At 41.2% G+C, this 16,005-nt stretch carries 12 protein-coding genes; 3 read left to right on the top strand and 9 right to left on the bottom strand.

The annotated features are described in order from the left end of the window. The first annotated feature begins 221 nt into the window (after nucleotides 1–221). Nucleotides 222–2,420 (top strand): ribonuclease R, encoded by a 2,199-nt coding sequence (gene rnr / locus HMPREF1154_RS09085; protein ID WP_009642335.1) that lies wholly within the window; start codon nucleotides 222–224, stop codon nucleotides 2,418–2,420. 58 nt (nucleotides 2,421–2,478) lie between these two features. Here rnr and HMPREF1154_RS09080 read toward each other — a convergent pair whose 3' ends face one another. Next, nucleotides 2,479–2,940 carry a lipocalin family protein gene (locus tag HMPREF1154_RS09080; protein WP_009642319.1) on the bottom strand — a complete coding sequence of 154 codons (462 nt, stop codon included), beginning with the start codon at nucleotides 2,938–2,940 and terminating at the stop codon, nucleotides 2,479–2,481. Nucleotides 2,941–3,172: 232 nt separating this feature from the next. Between HMPREF1154_RS09080 and HMPREF1154_RS09075 the strand changes: the two genes are divergently transcribed. Both HMPREF1154_RS09075 and HMPREF1154_RS09070 read left to right on the top strand, forming a co-directional pair. Continuing rightward, entirely contained in the window at nucleotides 3,173–3,835 is a 663-nt protein-coding gene (locus tag HMPREF1154_RS09075) for a class I SAM-dependent methyltransferase (RefSeq protein WP_009642322.1), read from the top strand. A 60-nt stretch (nucleotides 3,836–3,895) separates the two neighbouring features. Next, nucleotides 3,896–4,555 (top strand): LysE family translocator, encoded by a 660-nt coding sequence (locus HMPREF1154_RS09070; protein WP_009642340.1) that lies wholly within the window; start codon nucleotides 3,896–3,898, stop codon nucleotides 4,553–4,555. A gap of 81 nt (nucleotides 4,556–4,636) precedes the next feature. On the opposite strand, the gene HMPREF1154_RS09065 is transcribed toward HMPREF1154_RS09070, so the two are convergent. The 8 genes from HMPREF1154_RS09065 to HMPREF1154_RS09030 form a co-directional block, all read right to left on the bottom strand. After that, nucleotides 4,637–5,143, bottom strand: coding sequence for an OmpH family outer membrane protein (locus HMPREF1154_RS09065; protein WP_009642368.1), 507 nt, complete (start codon nucleotides 5,141–5,143; stop codon nucleotides 4,637–4,639). Nucleotides 5,144–5,780: 637 nt separating this feature from the next. Continuing rightward, nucleotides 5,781–6,599 (bottom strand): class I SAM-dependent methyltransferase, encoded by an 819-nt coding sequence (locus HMPREF1154_RS09060; protein ID WP_009642364.1) that lies wholly within the window; start codon nucleotides 6,597–6,599, stop codon nucleotides 5,781–5,783. Between the two features lie 542 nt (nucleotides 6,600–7,141). Beyond that, nucleotides 7,142–7,816, bottom strand: a complete 675-nt coding sequence (gene tsaB, locus HMPREF1154_RS09055; RefSeq protein ID WP_009642354.1) for a tRNA (adenosine(37)-N6)-threonylcarbamoyltransferase complex dimerization subunit type 1 TsaB — start codon at nucleotides 7,814–7,816, stop codon at nucleotides 7,142–7,144. Nucleotides 7,817–8,290: 474 nt separating this feature from the next. Then, entirely contained in the window at nucleotides 8,291–9,487 is a 1,197-nt protein-coding gene (locus tag HMPREF1154_RS09050; RefSeq protein WP_009642371.1) for an alpha/beta hydrolase, read from the bottom strand. Between the two features lie 180 nt (nucleotides 9,488–9,667). Continuing rightward, nucleotides 9,668–10,867: an alpha/beta hydrolase gene (locus HMPREF1154_RS09045; RefSeq protein ID WP_009642290.1), complete on the bottom strand. Its 1,200-nt coding sequence runs from the start codon at nucleotides 10,865–10,867 to the stop codon at nucleotides 9,668–9,670. Nucleotides 10,868–10,876: 9 nt separating this feature from the next. After that, on the bottom strand, nucleotides 10,877–12,526 hold the full coding sequence (locus HMPREF1154_RS09040; protein WP_034567252.1) for an alpha-L-rhamnosidase-related protein: 1,650 nt from the start codon (nucleotides 12,524–12,526) through the stop codon (nucleotides 10,877–10,879). Between the two features lie 14 nt (nucleotides 12,527–12,540). Next, on the bottom strand, nucleotides 12,541–13,569 hold the full coding sequence (locus HMPREF1154_RS09035) for a nucleoside hydrolase (RefSeq protein ID WP_009642352.1): 1,029 nt from the start codon (nucleotides 13,567–13,569) through the stop codon (nucleotides 12,541–12,543). 67 nt (nucleotides 13,570–13,636) lie between these two features. Then, nucleotides 13,637–15,949 carry a glycoside hydrolase family 3 protein gene (locus HMPREF1154_RS09030; RefSeq protein WP_009642372.1) on the bottom strand — a complete coding sequence of 771 codons (2,313 nt, stop codon included), beginning with the start codon at nucleotides 15,947–15,949 and terminating at the stop codon, nucleotides 13,637–13,639. Nucleotides 15,950–16,005 lie beyond the last annotated feature (56 nt).

The raw sequence follows: 16,005 nt of genomic DNA, 5'->3' as shown, positions 1-16,005 counted from the left end.
GAATATTTATTTTTTATATGTGAGTTGATGGTTGAAAATTTGTAACTTTGCACGCTGACTGGTCATAGACCTTCGTCTATTAGCTGTTTTTTACTTTTCTATACCGAAGATAGCTACTTATTCTTGGATTAAGTAAAACAGAGACTAATGTGAGTGCAAAGATACAAAAAAATTGAGAAAGTAGCTAATAATCAATAGAAAACTCGTAAATTAAAACGAAAATGAGTAAGAAGAAATTCAAACAGAAAAAGAAAAAAAACAAGGACTTTAGTAGAGATATTTTGGTTATTCTGCAGAAGAATAGTGGCAAGAGTTTCTCTTGGAAACAAATAGCTGAAAAGCTTAAGGCTACTTCTACTGAAATGCGTAATGATATTATTGCTTCCTTGGCCAAATTGGTCAAGCAATCACATATCAATGAGACCAGCCAAGGCCACTTCCAAGCGCAAGGTGCTACTTATTATCACCAAGGAGTAGTGGATATGGCTTCCAATGGTAATGCTTATGTGGTGTGTGAGGACTTAGACCAAGATGTATTTGTTCCTAACAACTTGCTGAACAAGGCTTTACATGGCGATCTAGTGGAAGTGTATGTCTTTCCACGTCGCCGTGAGAAGCTCGAAGGGGAGATTACCCAAGTGATAGAGCGCAAGCGTACGACCTTTGTTGGAGTGGTACAGATGCAGAAGAATTTTGCTTTTGTGGTACCTACCGATAGGCGTATGTATACAGACATCTTTGTTCCCAAAGAGGATTGTAATGGTGCCGAAGATGGGGATAAGGTATTGGTGCGTATTACCCAATGGACTTCTCGTGCGAACTCTCCCTATGGCGTAGTGGAGAAAATTCTTGGTAAGCCTGGGGAACATAATACTGAGATACATGCCATCTTGGCTGAATATGGCTTGCCCAGTGAGTTTCCTCAGGAAGTGGAGGCCTATGCACAGCAATTGGATACCACTATCAAGGAAGAAGAGATTGCTCGCCGCAGAGATATGCGCGGAGTGCTTACCTTTACCATTGACCCACGTGATGCCAAAGACTTTGATGATGCGTTGTCTTTTCGAGTGCTTGAGAATGGCAACTTTGAGGTTGGAGTACATATAGCCGATGTCTCTCACTATGTGCAACCTGGCACTATCTTGGACGATGAGGCTTACCAGCGGGCTACCTCAGTATATTTAGTGGATCGGGTAGTGCCTATGCTTCCAGAGGTGTTGTCCAACTTTGCTTGTTCGCTGCGTCCTGAAGAGGAAAAATATACTTTCTCGGCTATCTTTGAGCTTTCTCCTCAAGCAGAAGTGCGCAATGTATGGCTCGGCCGTACAGTAATTCGCTCCGATGCACGCTTTGCCTATGAGGAGGCACAGGCGGTGATTGAGGCTTTTGATACCCCCTATATGGAGGTACTAAGTGATTTTGTGATGCCTGAGGAAATCTCTATCCGGCCTGAGGGTAGCTATACGGTTTCCAAGAAGATAGTAGAGGCAATTCTTTCACTGAATGCTATGGCAGAAATTCTCCGTGAGAAGCGTATGAGAGCAGGGGCTATTTCTTTTGATAAGTTGGAGGTCAAGTTTTTCTTGGACGAAAACAATAATCCCTTGGGTGTCTATACTAAGGAGAGTAAAGAGGCCAACAAACTCATAGAGGAGTTTATGCTGCTGGCCAATCGCAAGGTAGCCGAGTATGCCTCCAAGCTACAGAAGACCTTTGTCTATCGTATCCACGATGTGCCTGATGAGGAAAAGCTCCTGCAGATGCAGGGCGTTATCTCTCGCTTTGGCTACAAGCTTAATCTCAAGGACAAGAAGAACATTTCTCATTCTATCAATCACCTACTGCAGGAGGTACATGGCAAGAAAGAACAGAACTTAGTGGATACCTTGGCTATTCGCTCTATGAGTAAGGCTGCTTATTCTACGCACAATATAGGCCATTATGGTTTGGCTTTTGCTGATTATACCCACTTTACCTCCCCTATTCGTCGTTATCCTGATGTGATGGTACACCGCCTTTTGCAGCTCTATTTGGACGCAGGTGCTTCGGCTAATGAGGCGGAATATGAAGAAAAGTGTAAGCATTCTTCTCAAATGGAGAACTTAGCTACTTCGGCTGAGCGTGATTCTATTAAGTACATGCAGATTAAGTATATGGAAGCGCACAAGGATCAGGAGTTCTTGGGAGTGATTTCAGGGGTTACCGAATTTGGTATCTATGTAGAGATTATAGAGAACAAGTGTGAAGGTATGATACGTGCGCGGGATATGAAGGACGATTATTATGTATTTGACGAAAAGGCTTATGCTCTTATAGGCGAAGTAAGCAAACAACGCTATACCTTGGGTGACGAGGTAATGATACGCGTCAAAAATACCGATTTAGTCAAGCGTTATCTAGACTTTGAATTAGTGAACTAACAAAAAACTCCGAACGAGAAAAGTTTGGAGTTTTTTATATAAACTATTTTTCTGCTATTTATTTTTGTTTGGTATATACTTTATAGTATTTTTCAGCGTCATAATTATGGTAGATGGTTAGTTGGGTATTGTTATTTTCAAGAGTAATTTTTTGTGGTATCATAAGAGGTTTTCCATTTGCTTCTGTTTCTAAGTAGAGTTTGTTTTCCTCTTTTTTGTATTCGTAAGTAGGATATACCTCTTTTTTACTTCTACATTCTAACTTATTATCGTAAGGGTTGAATTTTCCCTTTTGGTAACTTTCATTAATAGCTTCTTTTTCTTGGAAGACAAAAGTTTCATTGGCATCACAATCGCTATAGAGTTCTTTTATTTCACCGTTTTCTACTTTTTTAGTAATCTTCCAAGTACCTAAAAGTACTGATTTAGGTGTGTCACTCTTTTCTTCTTTGCAGTTACAGTCATTTTTACTGCAAGATAATACCAAAGCTCCTACAAGGAGTAAAACAATTTTTTTCATATTGCTAGTATTTTAAATTTGTGGCAAAGGTAATAAAAATATTTGTTTTCCTACTATTTTTTATTAATTTTGTTGCTTGTTATTAAGTACTTAGTTTGTTCCACGTGGAACAATTAAGTGAGAAGTTAATAGTGAATAATTAAAAACTGATTGATACTATTTACCCAAATGCTCAGTTTTAAGTATTCACTATCTTTGTTTTTCACTTTTCACTTTAAATTTTTCACTTATTATGCTTCCTCCTACAACTGATAACTTATTATTGGGCAGGCAATTGCGCTGTCCTGAAGGAGCACTCGCCAAGGAAGTGGGTGCTTATATCTTTGCCTCCAACCGAAATATGATAGAGCGTAGTATAGATTGCCTTCCCCTTTCTGGCGTAAAACAGCTATTAGAAATAGGCTTTGGCAATGGAGCACATCTCCCCTACCTCTTTGCCAAGGCACCCCACTTGCACTATACAGGGATAGAACGCTCTGAGGCTATGATAGCTGAGGCTACTGCACTTAATACTGCGCTTGTGGAGCAAGGAAAGGCTGTTTTTTTACACGCTCTTACCGAGGAACTACCTCCACTACCCTATGAGAGTTTTGAGGTCTGTTTTTGCGTCAATACGTACTATTTTATTACAGACTTGAGGGCTTATTTTGCTCAGGTCTATTCCCTACTTAGGCAGGGAGGTAGCTTTGTTTTGGGTGCTATAGGCAAAGAATTTGGTGAGCGTATGCCCTTTACCAAGGAAGTATTTACTTTCTATACCCCTGATTGCCTTAAGGAATTGTTGCTTTCGGTAGGTTTTACAGCTTTTGACTTACAGACTTTTACGGAAGAGATTCCCACTAAGCATGGTACTACCATAGAGCGACCTTTTGAGGTAATAACAGTAAGAAAATAAAGTTTTTGTTTTTCTTTTATAATTTCTATTTTTTCACTATATTTGCTTTTTCTTTTAGCAATGATAGAGACTATTTTTATAGCAATTTCCTTAGGGATTATTTTAGCTTTCACTATAGGCCCTGTATTTTTCATTTTGATAGAGACCAGCATTACTAAGGGGGCACGTTCGGCTTTAGCTTTTGATCTGGGTGCTATTTCAGGAGATGTATTTTTTATAGCTTTGGCCTATTGGGGTACCAGTAAGTTATCGGCTTATATAGAGAATAACCCCAATTTGTTCGTCTATGGAGGCTTGCTTATTATTTTATATGGCTTATTTTCTTATATTAAGGAACGTCGTGATTTCAAGCTACACCCTCCACAGACTCGGATTGTAGCTATTAAGGAAGGTAGTTATTTTACCTATTTTTACAAGGGTTTTTTTCTCAATGTGATTAATGTAGGAGTGTTTTTCTATTGGCTGGCTACCATTGCTACTTTCTCTGCTCGCCCTGGTATGACCCCTACTCGTGTACTATTCTTCTTAGCTACTATATTGCTTACCTATTTGCTTACTGATGTATTAAAAATTCTCATAGCTAAGCGTTTACGTCATCGCCTTACTCCTACCAATATACACAAGGTAAAGCAAGGTATTAATGTCTTTTTGGTGATTTTTGGGGTATTTCTTTTGATTAACGGCTTCTTTCCAAACCTGATTCAGTCGATTAAAAAATAGTATTAATCATAAAAAAAGTGTTCCACGTGGAACACTTTTTTAATAATCAATAATAAACTTAAACAACGAGTAAAGTAACCATTACTTTTTTTCATTGAGTGCTTTCACTATATCGGCAGTAATATCTTTGTCTGCTTTTCCATAGTGCACGCTACCTCCGTCATTGGCGCCCAAGATGAAGTCATAATCATGTTGTTTGCCATAGTCTTTGATGAAGCTTTTGACTTTCTTTAGGAGGGTATCCATTTTGGTACGGCTTTCTTCTTGTATAGCTTGTTCTTCTACCATGAGTTGTTGTTGTAGGAGTTGGCTTTCTTGAGCCAGTTCGCTATACTTTTGTTGTGCTACTGCGGGGGCTAAGCTCTTAGCTTGTGCTTCGAAGGCCTGTGCTTTCACTTGGAAGGCCTGTGAGATGCTATCACGCTTGAGCTGGTACTTATTGATTTTCCCTTTGAGCATTGCTTCCAAATCCTTTTTTTCTTGATATTCATCTAAGAGCTTGCTGTTATCTACATAGGCAATTTTTTGACTTTGTTGACAAGCAGCGAGGCTCAATACGAATGCTACACCTAAGATGACTTTATTCATAACTATATGGTTTTTACATTATTTCTCAAATTCAGGCACAAATGTACGAAAGTTAATGAAGATTCTATTTTTATTTAACAAAACAGTTAGGAAAAAAATGGATATTTAACTTTTGTACTCCTTACCCCTCGCTTTTTGATTTTTATTTTATTACGCTTAAAAATTTTGCTTTCATAAATGTATCAAATTTCTATTTTCTTTTTATTTTGATATAAGATTACACTGGATAGTAAAATCATGTAAAAAACACTATTTAAAATTGTTTTTCACTTTTTTGACCTATCTAAGATGTGATAATCTTGAGTTTGTCATAGTAAGAGTTACTTACAAGGCTATAAGATATCTACAGTTAGGTATATAGAAGAAAAACTATAGCTTGCTTATAGTCAATCATATTTAGAATGCAAATAAAATACGAATAAATAGGCAAGGGATTCATTCCTAATTCGTTTTCTTTCAAGGGCTAATTGCCATTAGTCCCTACACCTGCTGATGCTAATTTTTCGCAAACCATTTCTGTTTGACTATAAGTCGAACTTACATTACATTGAGAAATGGTATTTTTGAGATACGATTTATAGTATCTCTACAAGATGCTGGCTAAGATAGTTCAATTGTTCCACGTGGAACAACTTTTTTACCTTTTACCTTTTACTTTTAATAGGTATATGAGTGATGAGTATTCTCCTGTCCTTAAAGCTGAAAGATTAGAAAGCAGTCCATGGTAAAAGCCCTTTAGAAAATTCATTCTCCCTGACTTGTATTTTTCTGAGAGTAGGCTTACATAGAACGCATCGAAAGGCATAGGTTTTACCCCTATAAGTTCAAAACCTTTTTCTTCGAAGAGTAGCCGAATGCTCTCTTGAGAGAAGTGCCATAGGTGTCTGGGTACATCATAAGCAGCCCAATAGGGACCATAATGCTGGGCATCTCGGCTTAGATAATTAGGTACTGCAATGACTAATAAGCCCTCTTTTTCTAGGTGATTCTTTAGAAATAAAATCTGTTCTTTCAGCTGGGGAATGTGTTCTAAGACATGCCAAAGAGTGATGACATCGTATTTCTCGGTAAGTTGCTCTTGACTTTCGTATAGGAAAACTCCCTTCTCCCCTGCCCTATCACGAGCCTTGGCTTCAGGCTCTACTCCTGTAGCATACCAGCCTCGTTGCTTAGCGGTGCGAACAAAATCCCCTGTACCGGCTCCTATATCTAGGAGTTTGCCTTGAGGTACGTACTGTTCTACTAGGCGTATTTTCCTCTGTAGGGTATAGTGTTTTACCCATTGGTATAGTTTTTCAAAAAGGCCTTTGCTTCCATCGGTATGGGAGATATAGGCCTCGCTTTGGTAGTAGCTACCTAAGTTTTCGGGAATAGGTGTGGTGCGATAGAGTTTGTAATGGTCATCGTATTCCAGTGCAAACGTCTCTCCACTCACACTATGGTCTATTACTTTCATAGTTTTGAGTTCTTAGTTTTCTATATATTCAATTTTTCACTTTCTATTTCTTTTTGCTTATTTTTTCACTTTCAGAAACGTATCAAATTTCTATTTTCTTTTTATTTTGATATAAGTATTCGTCAGATAATAAAATTGTTTAAATTTACCCTGTTAAAATTGTTTTTTACTTTAAAGAGGCAATAAAAAGCATCTATACACAAGTCTGACTACTTAATTGTTCCACGTGAGACAGTTAAGTGAATAACGAATAGTGATTAGTGAATAACGAAAGTATATATTAGTTTCACTTTTCATTTTTCACTTCTCTCTACTTATTTTTTCTCTTTCAGAAACATATCAAATTTCTATTTTCTTTTTATTTTGATATAAGTATTCGTCAGATGATAAAATCGTTTAAATTTACCTTGTTAGAATTGTTTTTTACTTTTAAGAGGCAATAAATAGCATCTCTACAAAAGTGTTGACTACTTAATTGTTCCACGTGAAACAGTTAAGTGAAGGACGAATTGTGATTAGTGAATAACGAAAGTGTATTAGCTTTATTTTTCACTTTTCACTAAATAAACTTCTTTGAGGTAAAAGGGTTCAAAATAGGCTATATCTTCAAAGGCTTGTGCTTGGTATTTTTCCAAGGCTAAGCGACCCATCTGCTTAGCAGAAGGAAATTTGTTCTCCCAGAAATAAGCATTCTTATGCTTACAAATAGCTTGAAACTTAGTGATTCCATCTCCTAAAAAAATAGTTTTTCCCTTGTTAAGATAAGTATCAAATGTACTTTCTGTAAGAATTTCTGCCCGCTCCCCTAGTATAGGGGAAAAATCATGACTATATACGGCAGTAAAAACCTCCATCCTACGAGCATCTATCATAGGAATAATATATTCAATATCTGTAAATTCATAAGTTACCTGTTCGGCCAAGATACGCAAGGTAGGTAAGGCTATCAGGGGTATATCCCAGCCATAACATAAGCCCTTAGCAGTGGCTACCCCTATACGCAAACCCGTATAGGAACCAGGCCCTGCACTGATGGCTATAGCCTTGATAGCCTTAGGATGGAGGTTGCTTTCCTTGAGTACTTGCTCTATGAAAACATGTAGGTTTTCCGAATGAGAAAATTGTTCCGTATGCACCTCTCGAATGCTTACCAATTGTAGGCCTTCAAAGAGCGCTACCGAACAGTTCTTCCCAGAAGTTTCTATACATAACAGCATTATAGTTTTGAGTTTTAAGTTCTAAATTTTAAGTTGCTAAGTGAGTTCAACGTAAGCAAAATTATATCTTTTTTCTCCCACAAAGCCAGCCAGTGCTCACAGCTGGGTATATGAAACACGGATTTTCACGGTGAGAATAAAACAACTAAGCGTAACTCTTTAATTTTCACGAATAAATAAGACCTTTGGTCTTATAACAATCTGTGCAAATCGTAGCGACACAATTACACAGACATAGAAAATCTGTGAAATCCGTGAAAATCAGTGAGAGCTTTCGTTATATCGAACTCACGTTATTCACTTTTTACCAGCACCAATCCGCAAAAGTACAAAAAAAACAGCAAGTACAGATGACTTGCTGTAATTTTTTATCTTTAGAATTAATTGTTCCACGTGGAACAGTTAAGTGAAGAACCAATAGTGATTAGTGAAAAATGAAAGTACTCGCTGGCTTTACTTTTCGCTATTCACTATTCACTTTCCGAGTATGTTATCAAAGAAAAGTAACATGTGTTTGGTACAATATTTACCATATTTGCTGAAAGTTTCTTGGGTTTCTTCATCAGGTTTCCAGTCAAGGAAAGCATGGTTAGCACCTCCTACTTGTAGATATTCTACCCTTTGTCCTGCCTTGGTAAGGGCTTTGGCATAGCTCTCTACTTCTTCGTTTTTGATAAGCTGATCCTCTGTACCACGAAGTAGAAAATAAGGTACTGCCCTACCCTCTGGTATATAGTTGATAGGAGCTACTTCCTTTAGGAAAGGATAATCAGCAAAGCGCTGAGAAAGCATCTGCATACTGAATACTCCATAGCTAGGTGCTACCCCCTTGATGCTTTGGGCAAGTTTCTGCTTGATCTCCTCTATACTCTTCCCTTTAGGCATATAGGTAGGGGCAAACTGGAAAGTGTTCTCTATCTTGTTAAAGCCCTTATCCCCCAATCGCTCTACAAAATTAGCTACAGAGGCAGCAAGATGTCCCCCTGCACTATCTCCTGTAAGGAAGATGTTATTGCTATCACCCCCATACATAGCGGCATTTTCGGTAATATGTATCACCGCTCCATATACATCTTCTATGATTTGGTGCAGTGCCGTAGGCTTCTTATCTCCGTCAAGCTTGTCCATCCAGCGATAGTCTATATTGAAAACTACATAACGACCGCTATTGGCCAACTCACGAGCGAAACCACGCATGACCTCCTCGCTGTTGGAACTCCAGCCACCTCCATGAATGATGATAATACAAGGAAGTCTGTCCTTGCCCTTGGGAGCATAAATATCGTATTTCAGTGCCTTAACACCTGGTTTGGCATAGACAATATCTTGGATAACCCTGAGGTTCTCTTCCGTTTCTTTGGGAACAAAAGAATAACCTATGTTCATTTCCTTATCTACTTTTACCTTAAAGGATGATTGCATAGTCTCGTGGTATTGCACATAACCATCCTGTATGGTAGCATAATAGCCCCCATCGGGTATATAACCCTCATTAGCAGTAGCACTTATAGTCAGGGTAGTTCCTCGCTTTACGATGCCATCTTTGGGTAGCTTGGGACTCACGGTATACGAACCATTACGCGCCTCATCAAGGGTTATTTTGAATTTCCTCTGTGCTTGTAATCCCATACTAAAGAGGGATAATGCACCTAATAATAAAATTTTCTTCATTTGTTTTTGTAGTATTTATCTTTATGAATTTTGAGTTTTTTACTCAGCCCACAAAGGTACAAAAAAAACAGCAAATATTAAGAATATCTGCTGTTAAAAAATATTTTTTTACTAAAATGAACTCTTACAGACTAGTCACTAGTCGTTAGTCACTAGTCACTAGTCATTGGTCGTTAGTCACTATTTGAGTACATCATCAAAGAAGGCAAGCATCTGATGGGTATAGTATTTGCCGTATTTGTCAAATGTCTCTTGGGTTTTTTGGTCAGGTTTCCAGTCAAGGAAAGCATGAGTAGCACCCCCTACTTGTACATATTCTGCACGTTGTCCTGCTTTGACTAAGGCCTCTACATAGGCAGCCACTTCTTCATCTTTGATCAGTGGGTCGGTAGTACCACGTAGTAGGTATTGGGGAACAGCACGCTTGGAGGCATCAGGTACATAGCCTATAGGAGCTACTTCATTGCGGTAAGGATAATCCTTAAAGCGATATACAAGTTTGTCTCCTGCAAATACCCCATAGCTAGGAGCTGCAGCTTTGATTGCCTTGGCAAGGGCTTCTCTTACTTGAGCAACTGTCTTTCCTTTGGGCATGTAGGTAGGGAGAAACTCATATACCCCTTCTATTTTTCCAAAACCTCTGTCCCCTATACGCTCTACAAAGTTGGCCACTGAGGCAGAAAGATGTCCGCCTGCACTATCGCCTGTTACACAGATACGGGTAGGGTCTCCCCCATATTTGGTAGCATTTTCCATAATATGTACCACTGCTCCGTAGGCATCTTCTATGATTTGGTGCAATTCAGTTGGCGTCTTATCACCATCCAAGGTACCATACCAGCGGTAGTCTATATTGAAGACTACATAACGGCCACTATTGGCTAGTTCACGGGCAAAGCCACGCATCACCTCTTCGGTGTTAGAACTCCAACCGCCTCCGTGGATAATCACAATACAAGGGAGGTTTTTCTTTCCCTTGGGGGAATATACATCGTACTTGAGGGTTTTTACTCCTGGCTTAGCATAGACAACATCCTGCACTACATGGAGGTTTTCCTCAGCTGCTTTGGGAATAAAGCAAGCCCCTACACTTAAGTCCTTATCTACTTTCACAGTGAAAGTAGGTGTTACTGATTCGTAATACATGGCACCCCACTGTCCAGGGGTAGAAAAATAGCCAGTATCAAAGCTATAGCCATTCTCTGGAGTGGTTTGGATCGTAAGGACAGTCCCTGCCTTGACCATACCGTCCTTAGGGAGTTTAGGACTAACAGTGTACGAACCATGTCGCGCCTCATCACAAGTTACTTTGAACTTATTTTGGGCTATTATTTGAGTTGAAAATAAGGTGAGTGCACCTAAAAAAAGTATCTTTTTCATGTGTCAAATTTATTTTTGAAAGATTTCTGGATATTTGCGTATAAAATAAATAGGGGTACAGCTCCATGCATGGCAATAGCTGTTAACAGGGGCAAACTGGTAGGGAGAGATAAAGTCATTATCTGGGTCATATACTTCCCAGAAAGTATCGGCTCCCTTCTGCACCATACCGCCCCAATAATTCTTGACTGCTTCTTTGGCTTCCTTGCCCATACCTGTATCTACCATGGCTTGTATCACGTAGTGGTACAGATAGGGACTGCCTGGTTTTACAGCTTTAGCATCAGCGAAAACACGGCTGAGAATCTCTCTTCCTTGCTCCTTGCCTACTGTCTTGGCCAAAACCATCCATGTCTGTGAGGCATAGGAGACTTGTCTGTCCTTGCCACTGACAAATACACCCTTTTGCTTGTCATAGAGCTTCATGGCACCTTTCTTCATTTGCTTGATAAGGGCAGGTACATGAGCCACTTCCTTCTCCTTGCCTAAGGTCTTGGCAAGCTGATAAGTTTGTTCCAAAGCAAAGATATAGATACCTTGCTCGGAGGCTTGTCTATCTAGGCTCTCTTGCCAGTCTACCAATTGCCATAAGCCCTGTTTGTTGGCTTTTTCAGGATCAAAAAGTCCGTCCTTGTCCAAGAGGGAAGGAATCTTCTCTATCTGTCGCTTGGCTACAGGCCACAAGTCTAAAGCAGTTTGGGTGTCATGAGTCTCTTGTAGGTAGTCGTTTAGAGTAGCATTGTATATCAGTGCATATTCGTATAGCAAGATAGGTACCACTTGGGGGTGAGGCACTGGAGTCTCGAAAATAGTGTGGTTCAAGTAGCCATCGTCTTTGCAGAGTCCTGCTAAGATGTATAGGCAGCGCTTGGCCAAAGCTCGGTTCTGGAAGGTGTAGTTATCGGCAAGCATCTGTAAGTAGAGGTCGCCTATCCAAAGGCGATGATCACGCTTGGGGCCGTCCTCGAAGACGGTCTGCATACACTCCTTGAGTGTTTTTTGGGAGACCTTGTCTATATCCTGCAAGAGCTTATCGGAAGTGGCCAATGCAGCAGGGGCTCCCTTGGCAGAGGTCTGTGCGACAAACTTCATATTGCTGATGCGATATTGGGCATACTGGGAGTCACCCAATATGTCTATCTGGAGGTAACGACAGGAAAGGCGGCGCGGAATCTTGATTGTAGCAGGCAATTGCTCTATGGTTACTACCTCGTCCTGAAGCCATGCCCTAGAGATGGTTCCCTTATAAGGGTCAAAGGGAATACGCAGCTCGGCAGGTACTTCGGCAAAGGTAAATTTGAGCCGTATAGGTGCATCCGAATCGGACTGAAACTCTTCTACACGGAAGGTAAAGTAACCCGTGTAGTGGTCGCCTAAGTCCAATACAATACCACTCTTACCCTTGAAGGACTCACTGTAGAGACCTTCCGCCTTGCGAGGGTTTACGGCTTTGTAACCTTGGAACGACTGCTTATCGGCAACAATATCTACTTGTATTTCAGGCTTGATAGTTGTATAGAAAAGTTCAGGAGTGTTCTCTTGTGCCTTTTTCAACCACTCGGCTTTCTGAGCATCGCTGAAATAGTGTTGAGCTATAGCAGGAATAGTAGTTATAGAAAGCACAGAAACGGCTAAAATTTGTTTTAAAATCGTTTTCATATACATTTGTACGGTTACTTATTAAATAATTGTAATTTCGCATAGAAATCCTCTAAAAGCAATCGGGTATCCAATTGGTCATATACACGGATCTTTCTCCCTGAAGGATTCGCCTTATAGGTGCCTTCATTTGTAATCTGTGGGGCAGCTACTATGCGGTAAAGGCTAGAGGAGGGATCGGCTTCAAAGGAGGATTGCAGAGCAGTCAGTAACACCAGTGGGTTATCCCCTTGTATGTAGGTCTCCCCTATGTGCAGATCGAATCGTTGGGTAAGCTCCATTACTCCTTCTATCTTTTGGGCTAAGAACTGACCCAATTTGCCTTGGGACTTTACACGAGTGGTCAGTTCAGCATGGCTCATAAGCACTTGGCGATAAGCATTTCTCGGTACTTGCCAGATCATTACTTCCGATTGGTTGAAAACGACCTGTGCCGCTGGAACAGAGATACCCAAATTGTATTCGGGGGTAGAGTGATTTGGCGGTAGGTTGATACCTTCGTACTCAGAGCCTCCTATCCAAACCAAGGTGAATTTCTTGGCAATCTCAGGGCGCTTGAGCAGCGCAGAAGCTACATCGGTAAGCCCTGCCCCACTGACTACATATAGCGGGAGCTTGGTATCGGTGCGTAGTGCTTCCTTGATAATAAAGTCAGTAGCCTCTGACTCAGTGGGGGTATGGGTGTTGGTAAGTCCTACATTGGAGCCTGCCAAAACGGGGAATTTGCCTTTCATTCCCATGAGAGTTACTAGTTCTTGGGCATTGCGCTGGGCATTCTGTGCCGTTACGTTGGAGTTGTCAAAGGGGTCATTGGGTTTCAGGTGAGTACCTATCACTGCCCGCACCTCTGCTGAGGGGGATAGTAGCTGGTGTACCAACTGGAAATAACCATCAGGATCGCCTGAAAAATCATTCAGTACAATTACCCGCATACGTGGCTTGATTACCTTCTGTGCATCGCTGTAGTAGTTTTGAGCCACGGCACTACTACCCACTATCAAGAACACAGAAAGGGTAATGAGTTGTTTTATAATTGCTTTCATCTTTTAAGTTTTGAGTTTTAAGTTATTAGTGGTTAGTTTTCAGTGTCTAACCACTAATAACTATTGACTAATTTCGTTTGTACTTAGCAGTACGGGCATCCTTGATAACCCCTTTCCAGTTGAGTCCAAAACCAAAATCATATACATTGCCTTCGCTGTCCTTGTGGCACTCCATGTCAAAAGGTACATCCTCAAACTGTTGCTCTACTGTCTTCATATTGGCAGGCATCTGAGTGGGGAGCAAGGCAGAAGGCTCTACCTTTCCAGAGAGAATTTCCAAAAGGGCTTGTTCGGAAGTACCGAAGTTAAGCAAGATACCATCTACCTGTTTTTCAAACTCATGGAATACCATAGGACGAGAGGCGGTGATAGAAACTACCACTGGTTTGCCTTTCATCTTTTCTTTGGTTTCCAAGATGTTGTATAGGTCGGTGATGTTGGAAGCATTGGCCATCTTGCCTTTGTAAGAACGGTCGGTTACTTGTGGAGCAATCACTTTATCCCCTGCGGCTATACTATGTTCGCGGGCATACTCAGCAGTATAGGTGTTGTACTGTAGGGAGATAGGGATATAACCATTCTCTCCTGCCTTGAAGAGTTCGTCGTTGTAACCTGGGTGATTTTGGGTAGGGCTCTTAACAAAAACAATAGCAAGATCAGCCTTATTGGGATCATCGGTTACATTGAAGTACTTCTTCACATTCTCTATATTCACAGGGTAAGCTATGTTGCCTTCGGTATATACACCCCACCAGTTGCGTTGAGGTTCGTTATACACTTTAGGAATATAGACGGTTTTCTTCTTGTCAATAGGCAATACCTGTCCTTTGTTCTTGAGCATGATGATGGATTTGAGCTGAGCATCGTAACCTGCTTTCATGAACTCAGGATTTCCTACAATCTTAGCACTTTCCTCTGGGTTGAGGTATGGATTTTCAAACAGACCCAAGCGGAAGATGTTGCGCAATAGGCGTACAGCCGATTTCTCAAAACGTTCTCTCATATAGGCTTCACCATGTTCTTTCACCCCTATCTTATAGGCTTCTACCACAGGGGCTACCATGTTGTTACCACCAAATTGGTCTACTCCTGCCTCCAAAGCCTTGTAGTGAAGCTGTGGCAAGTCTAAGTCTTCTACCCCCCAAGGCTTACCAGCAAAGCCCCCTGGTGTGCTTGGTTCCTTGGCAATGATGAGCCAGTCGGTACATACCACCCCGTCAAAGCCGTATTTGTTGCGCAATAGGTCGGTTACTATGTATTTGCTAAAGCCATTACCTACATTCTCATGGTTTTTAGTGTCTTGGTTATAGGAAATAGTGTAGTAAGGCATCACCGCAGAGGCGGATTTGGTCTTGCCATGGAGCTTAAAGGCACCTTCTACGAAAGGTTTTTGGTGCATTTCAAAGTTTTTACCTGGGTATACAGCATATTTACCATAGGCAAAGTGGGCATCACGACCACCTTCGCCAGCGCCTCCTCCTGGGAAGTGCTTGCTCATGGCATTGACACTCTCGTAGCCCCAACCATCTTTGATTTCGGCCTTACCTGTGGAGGTTTGGAAACCATCTACATAGGCACGTGCCATATCGGTAGTCAGCTCAGGAGACTCACCAAAGGTGAAGACCATACGATTCCAGCGAGGTTCCGTACCCAAGTCTATCTGAGGAGAAAGGGCAGTGGTGATCCCCATAGCGCGGTATTCCTTGGCAGCTATTTCACCAAACTTCTGTACCACAGCAGGGTCAAAGGTAGCGGACATAGCCAATCCATCAGGCCAAAGAGAGATACTTCCTCCTGCTCCTGCATTGTATTCGGCCGTTACCAAGGTGGTATGGCGTGGGTCGGAAGAGATATTCACTGGAATACCCAGCGGTAGGCTCTCGGTGGTACGCTGTAGGTTGTTGCTCCATATAGCTGCATCCTTAGGAGAGGAAACAGTAGTAATGAGCACATGGCGTACATGGTCGCGGTCTAAGAAGACTTTTTGCTGGTCGGTGAGGTCGGAAGGTTTGGCACCACTCTCGGCAAAGGGCTTACCTCCATAGCTACTCTTGCGATAGCCATCAGGAGGGCCAGGCAAGGCTTGGTGGTTACTGTAGAGCATAAGCCCTGCAATTTCCTCTATGCTCATCTGTTTAGCCAAGTCTTTGGCACGCTCATCTACTGGTAGGCGCCAGTCTTCGTACTTGTCCAACTTGCCGTTTTTGTTTAGGTCTTTGAACTGCTTTCCCCCTACGGTGAGGATCTTCACCCCTGAGGTAGTACTATACCCTAAGGTAGCGCCCTTTTTCTGGGTAATGTACTTGATGTCAGCCTCTTGCGCTAGCGCACTTACCCCTACGGAGAGACTCAGAGCTAAAAGAATATTTTTTGCTTTCATAAAATGACTAAAATTTAAAATTCGGGAGGTGATTTAAAAAGTATGATGAAGTAAAA

Origin of the sequence: Capnocytophaga sp. CM59 (assembly GCF_000293175.1) — a bacterium.
GTDB lineage: Bacteria > Bacteroidota > Bacteroidia > Flavobacteriales > Flavobacteriaceae > Capnocytophaga > Capnocytophaga granulosa.
This window is presented reverse-complemented; position numbering and strand designations above follow the sequence as displayed.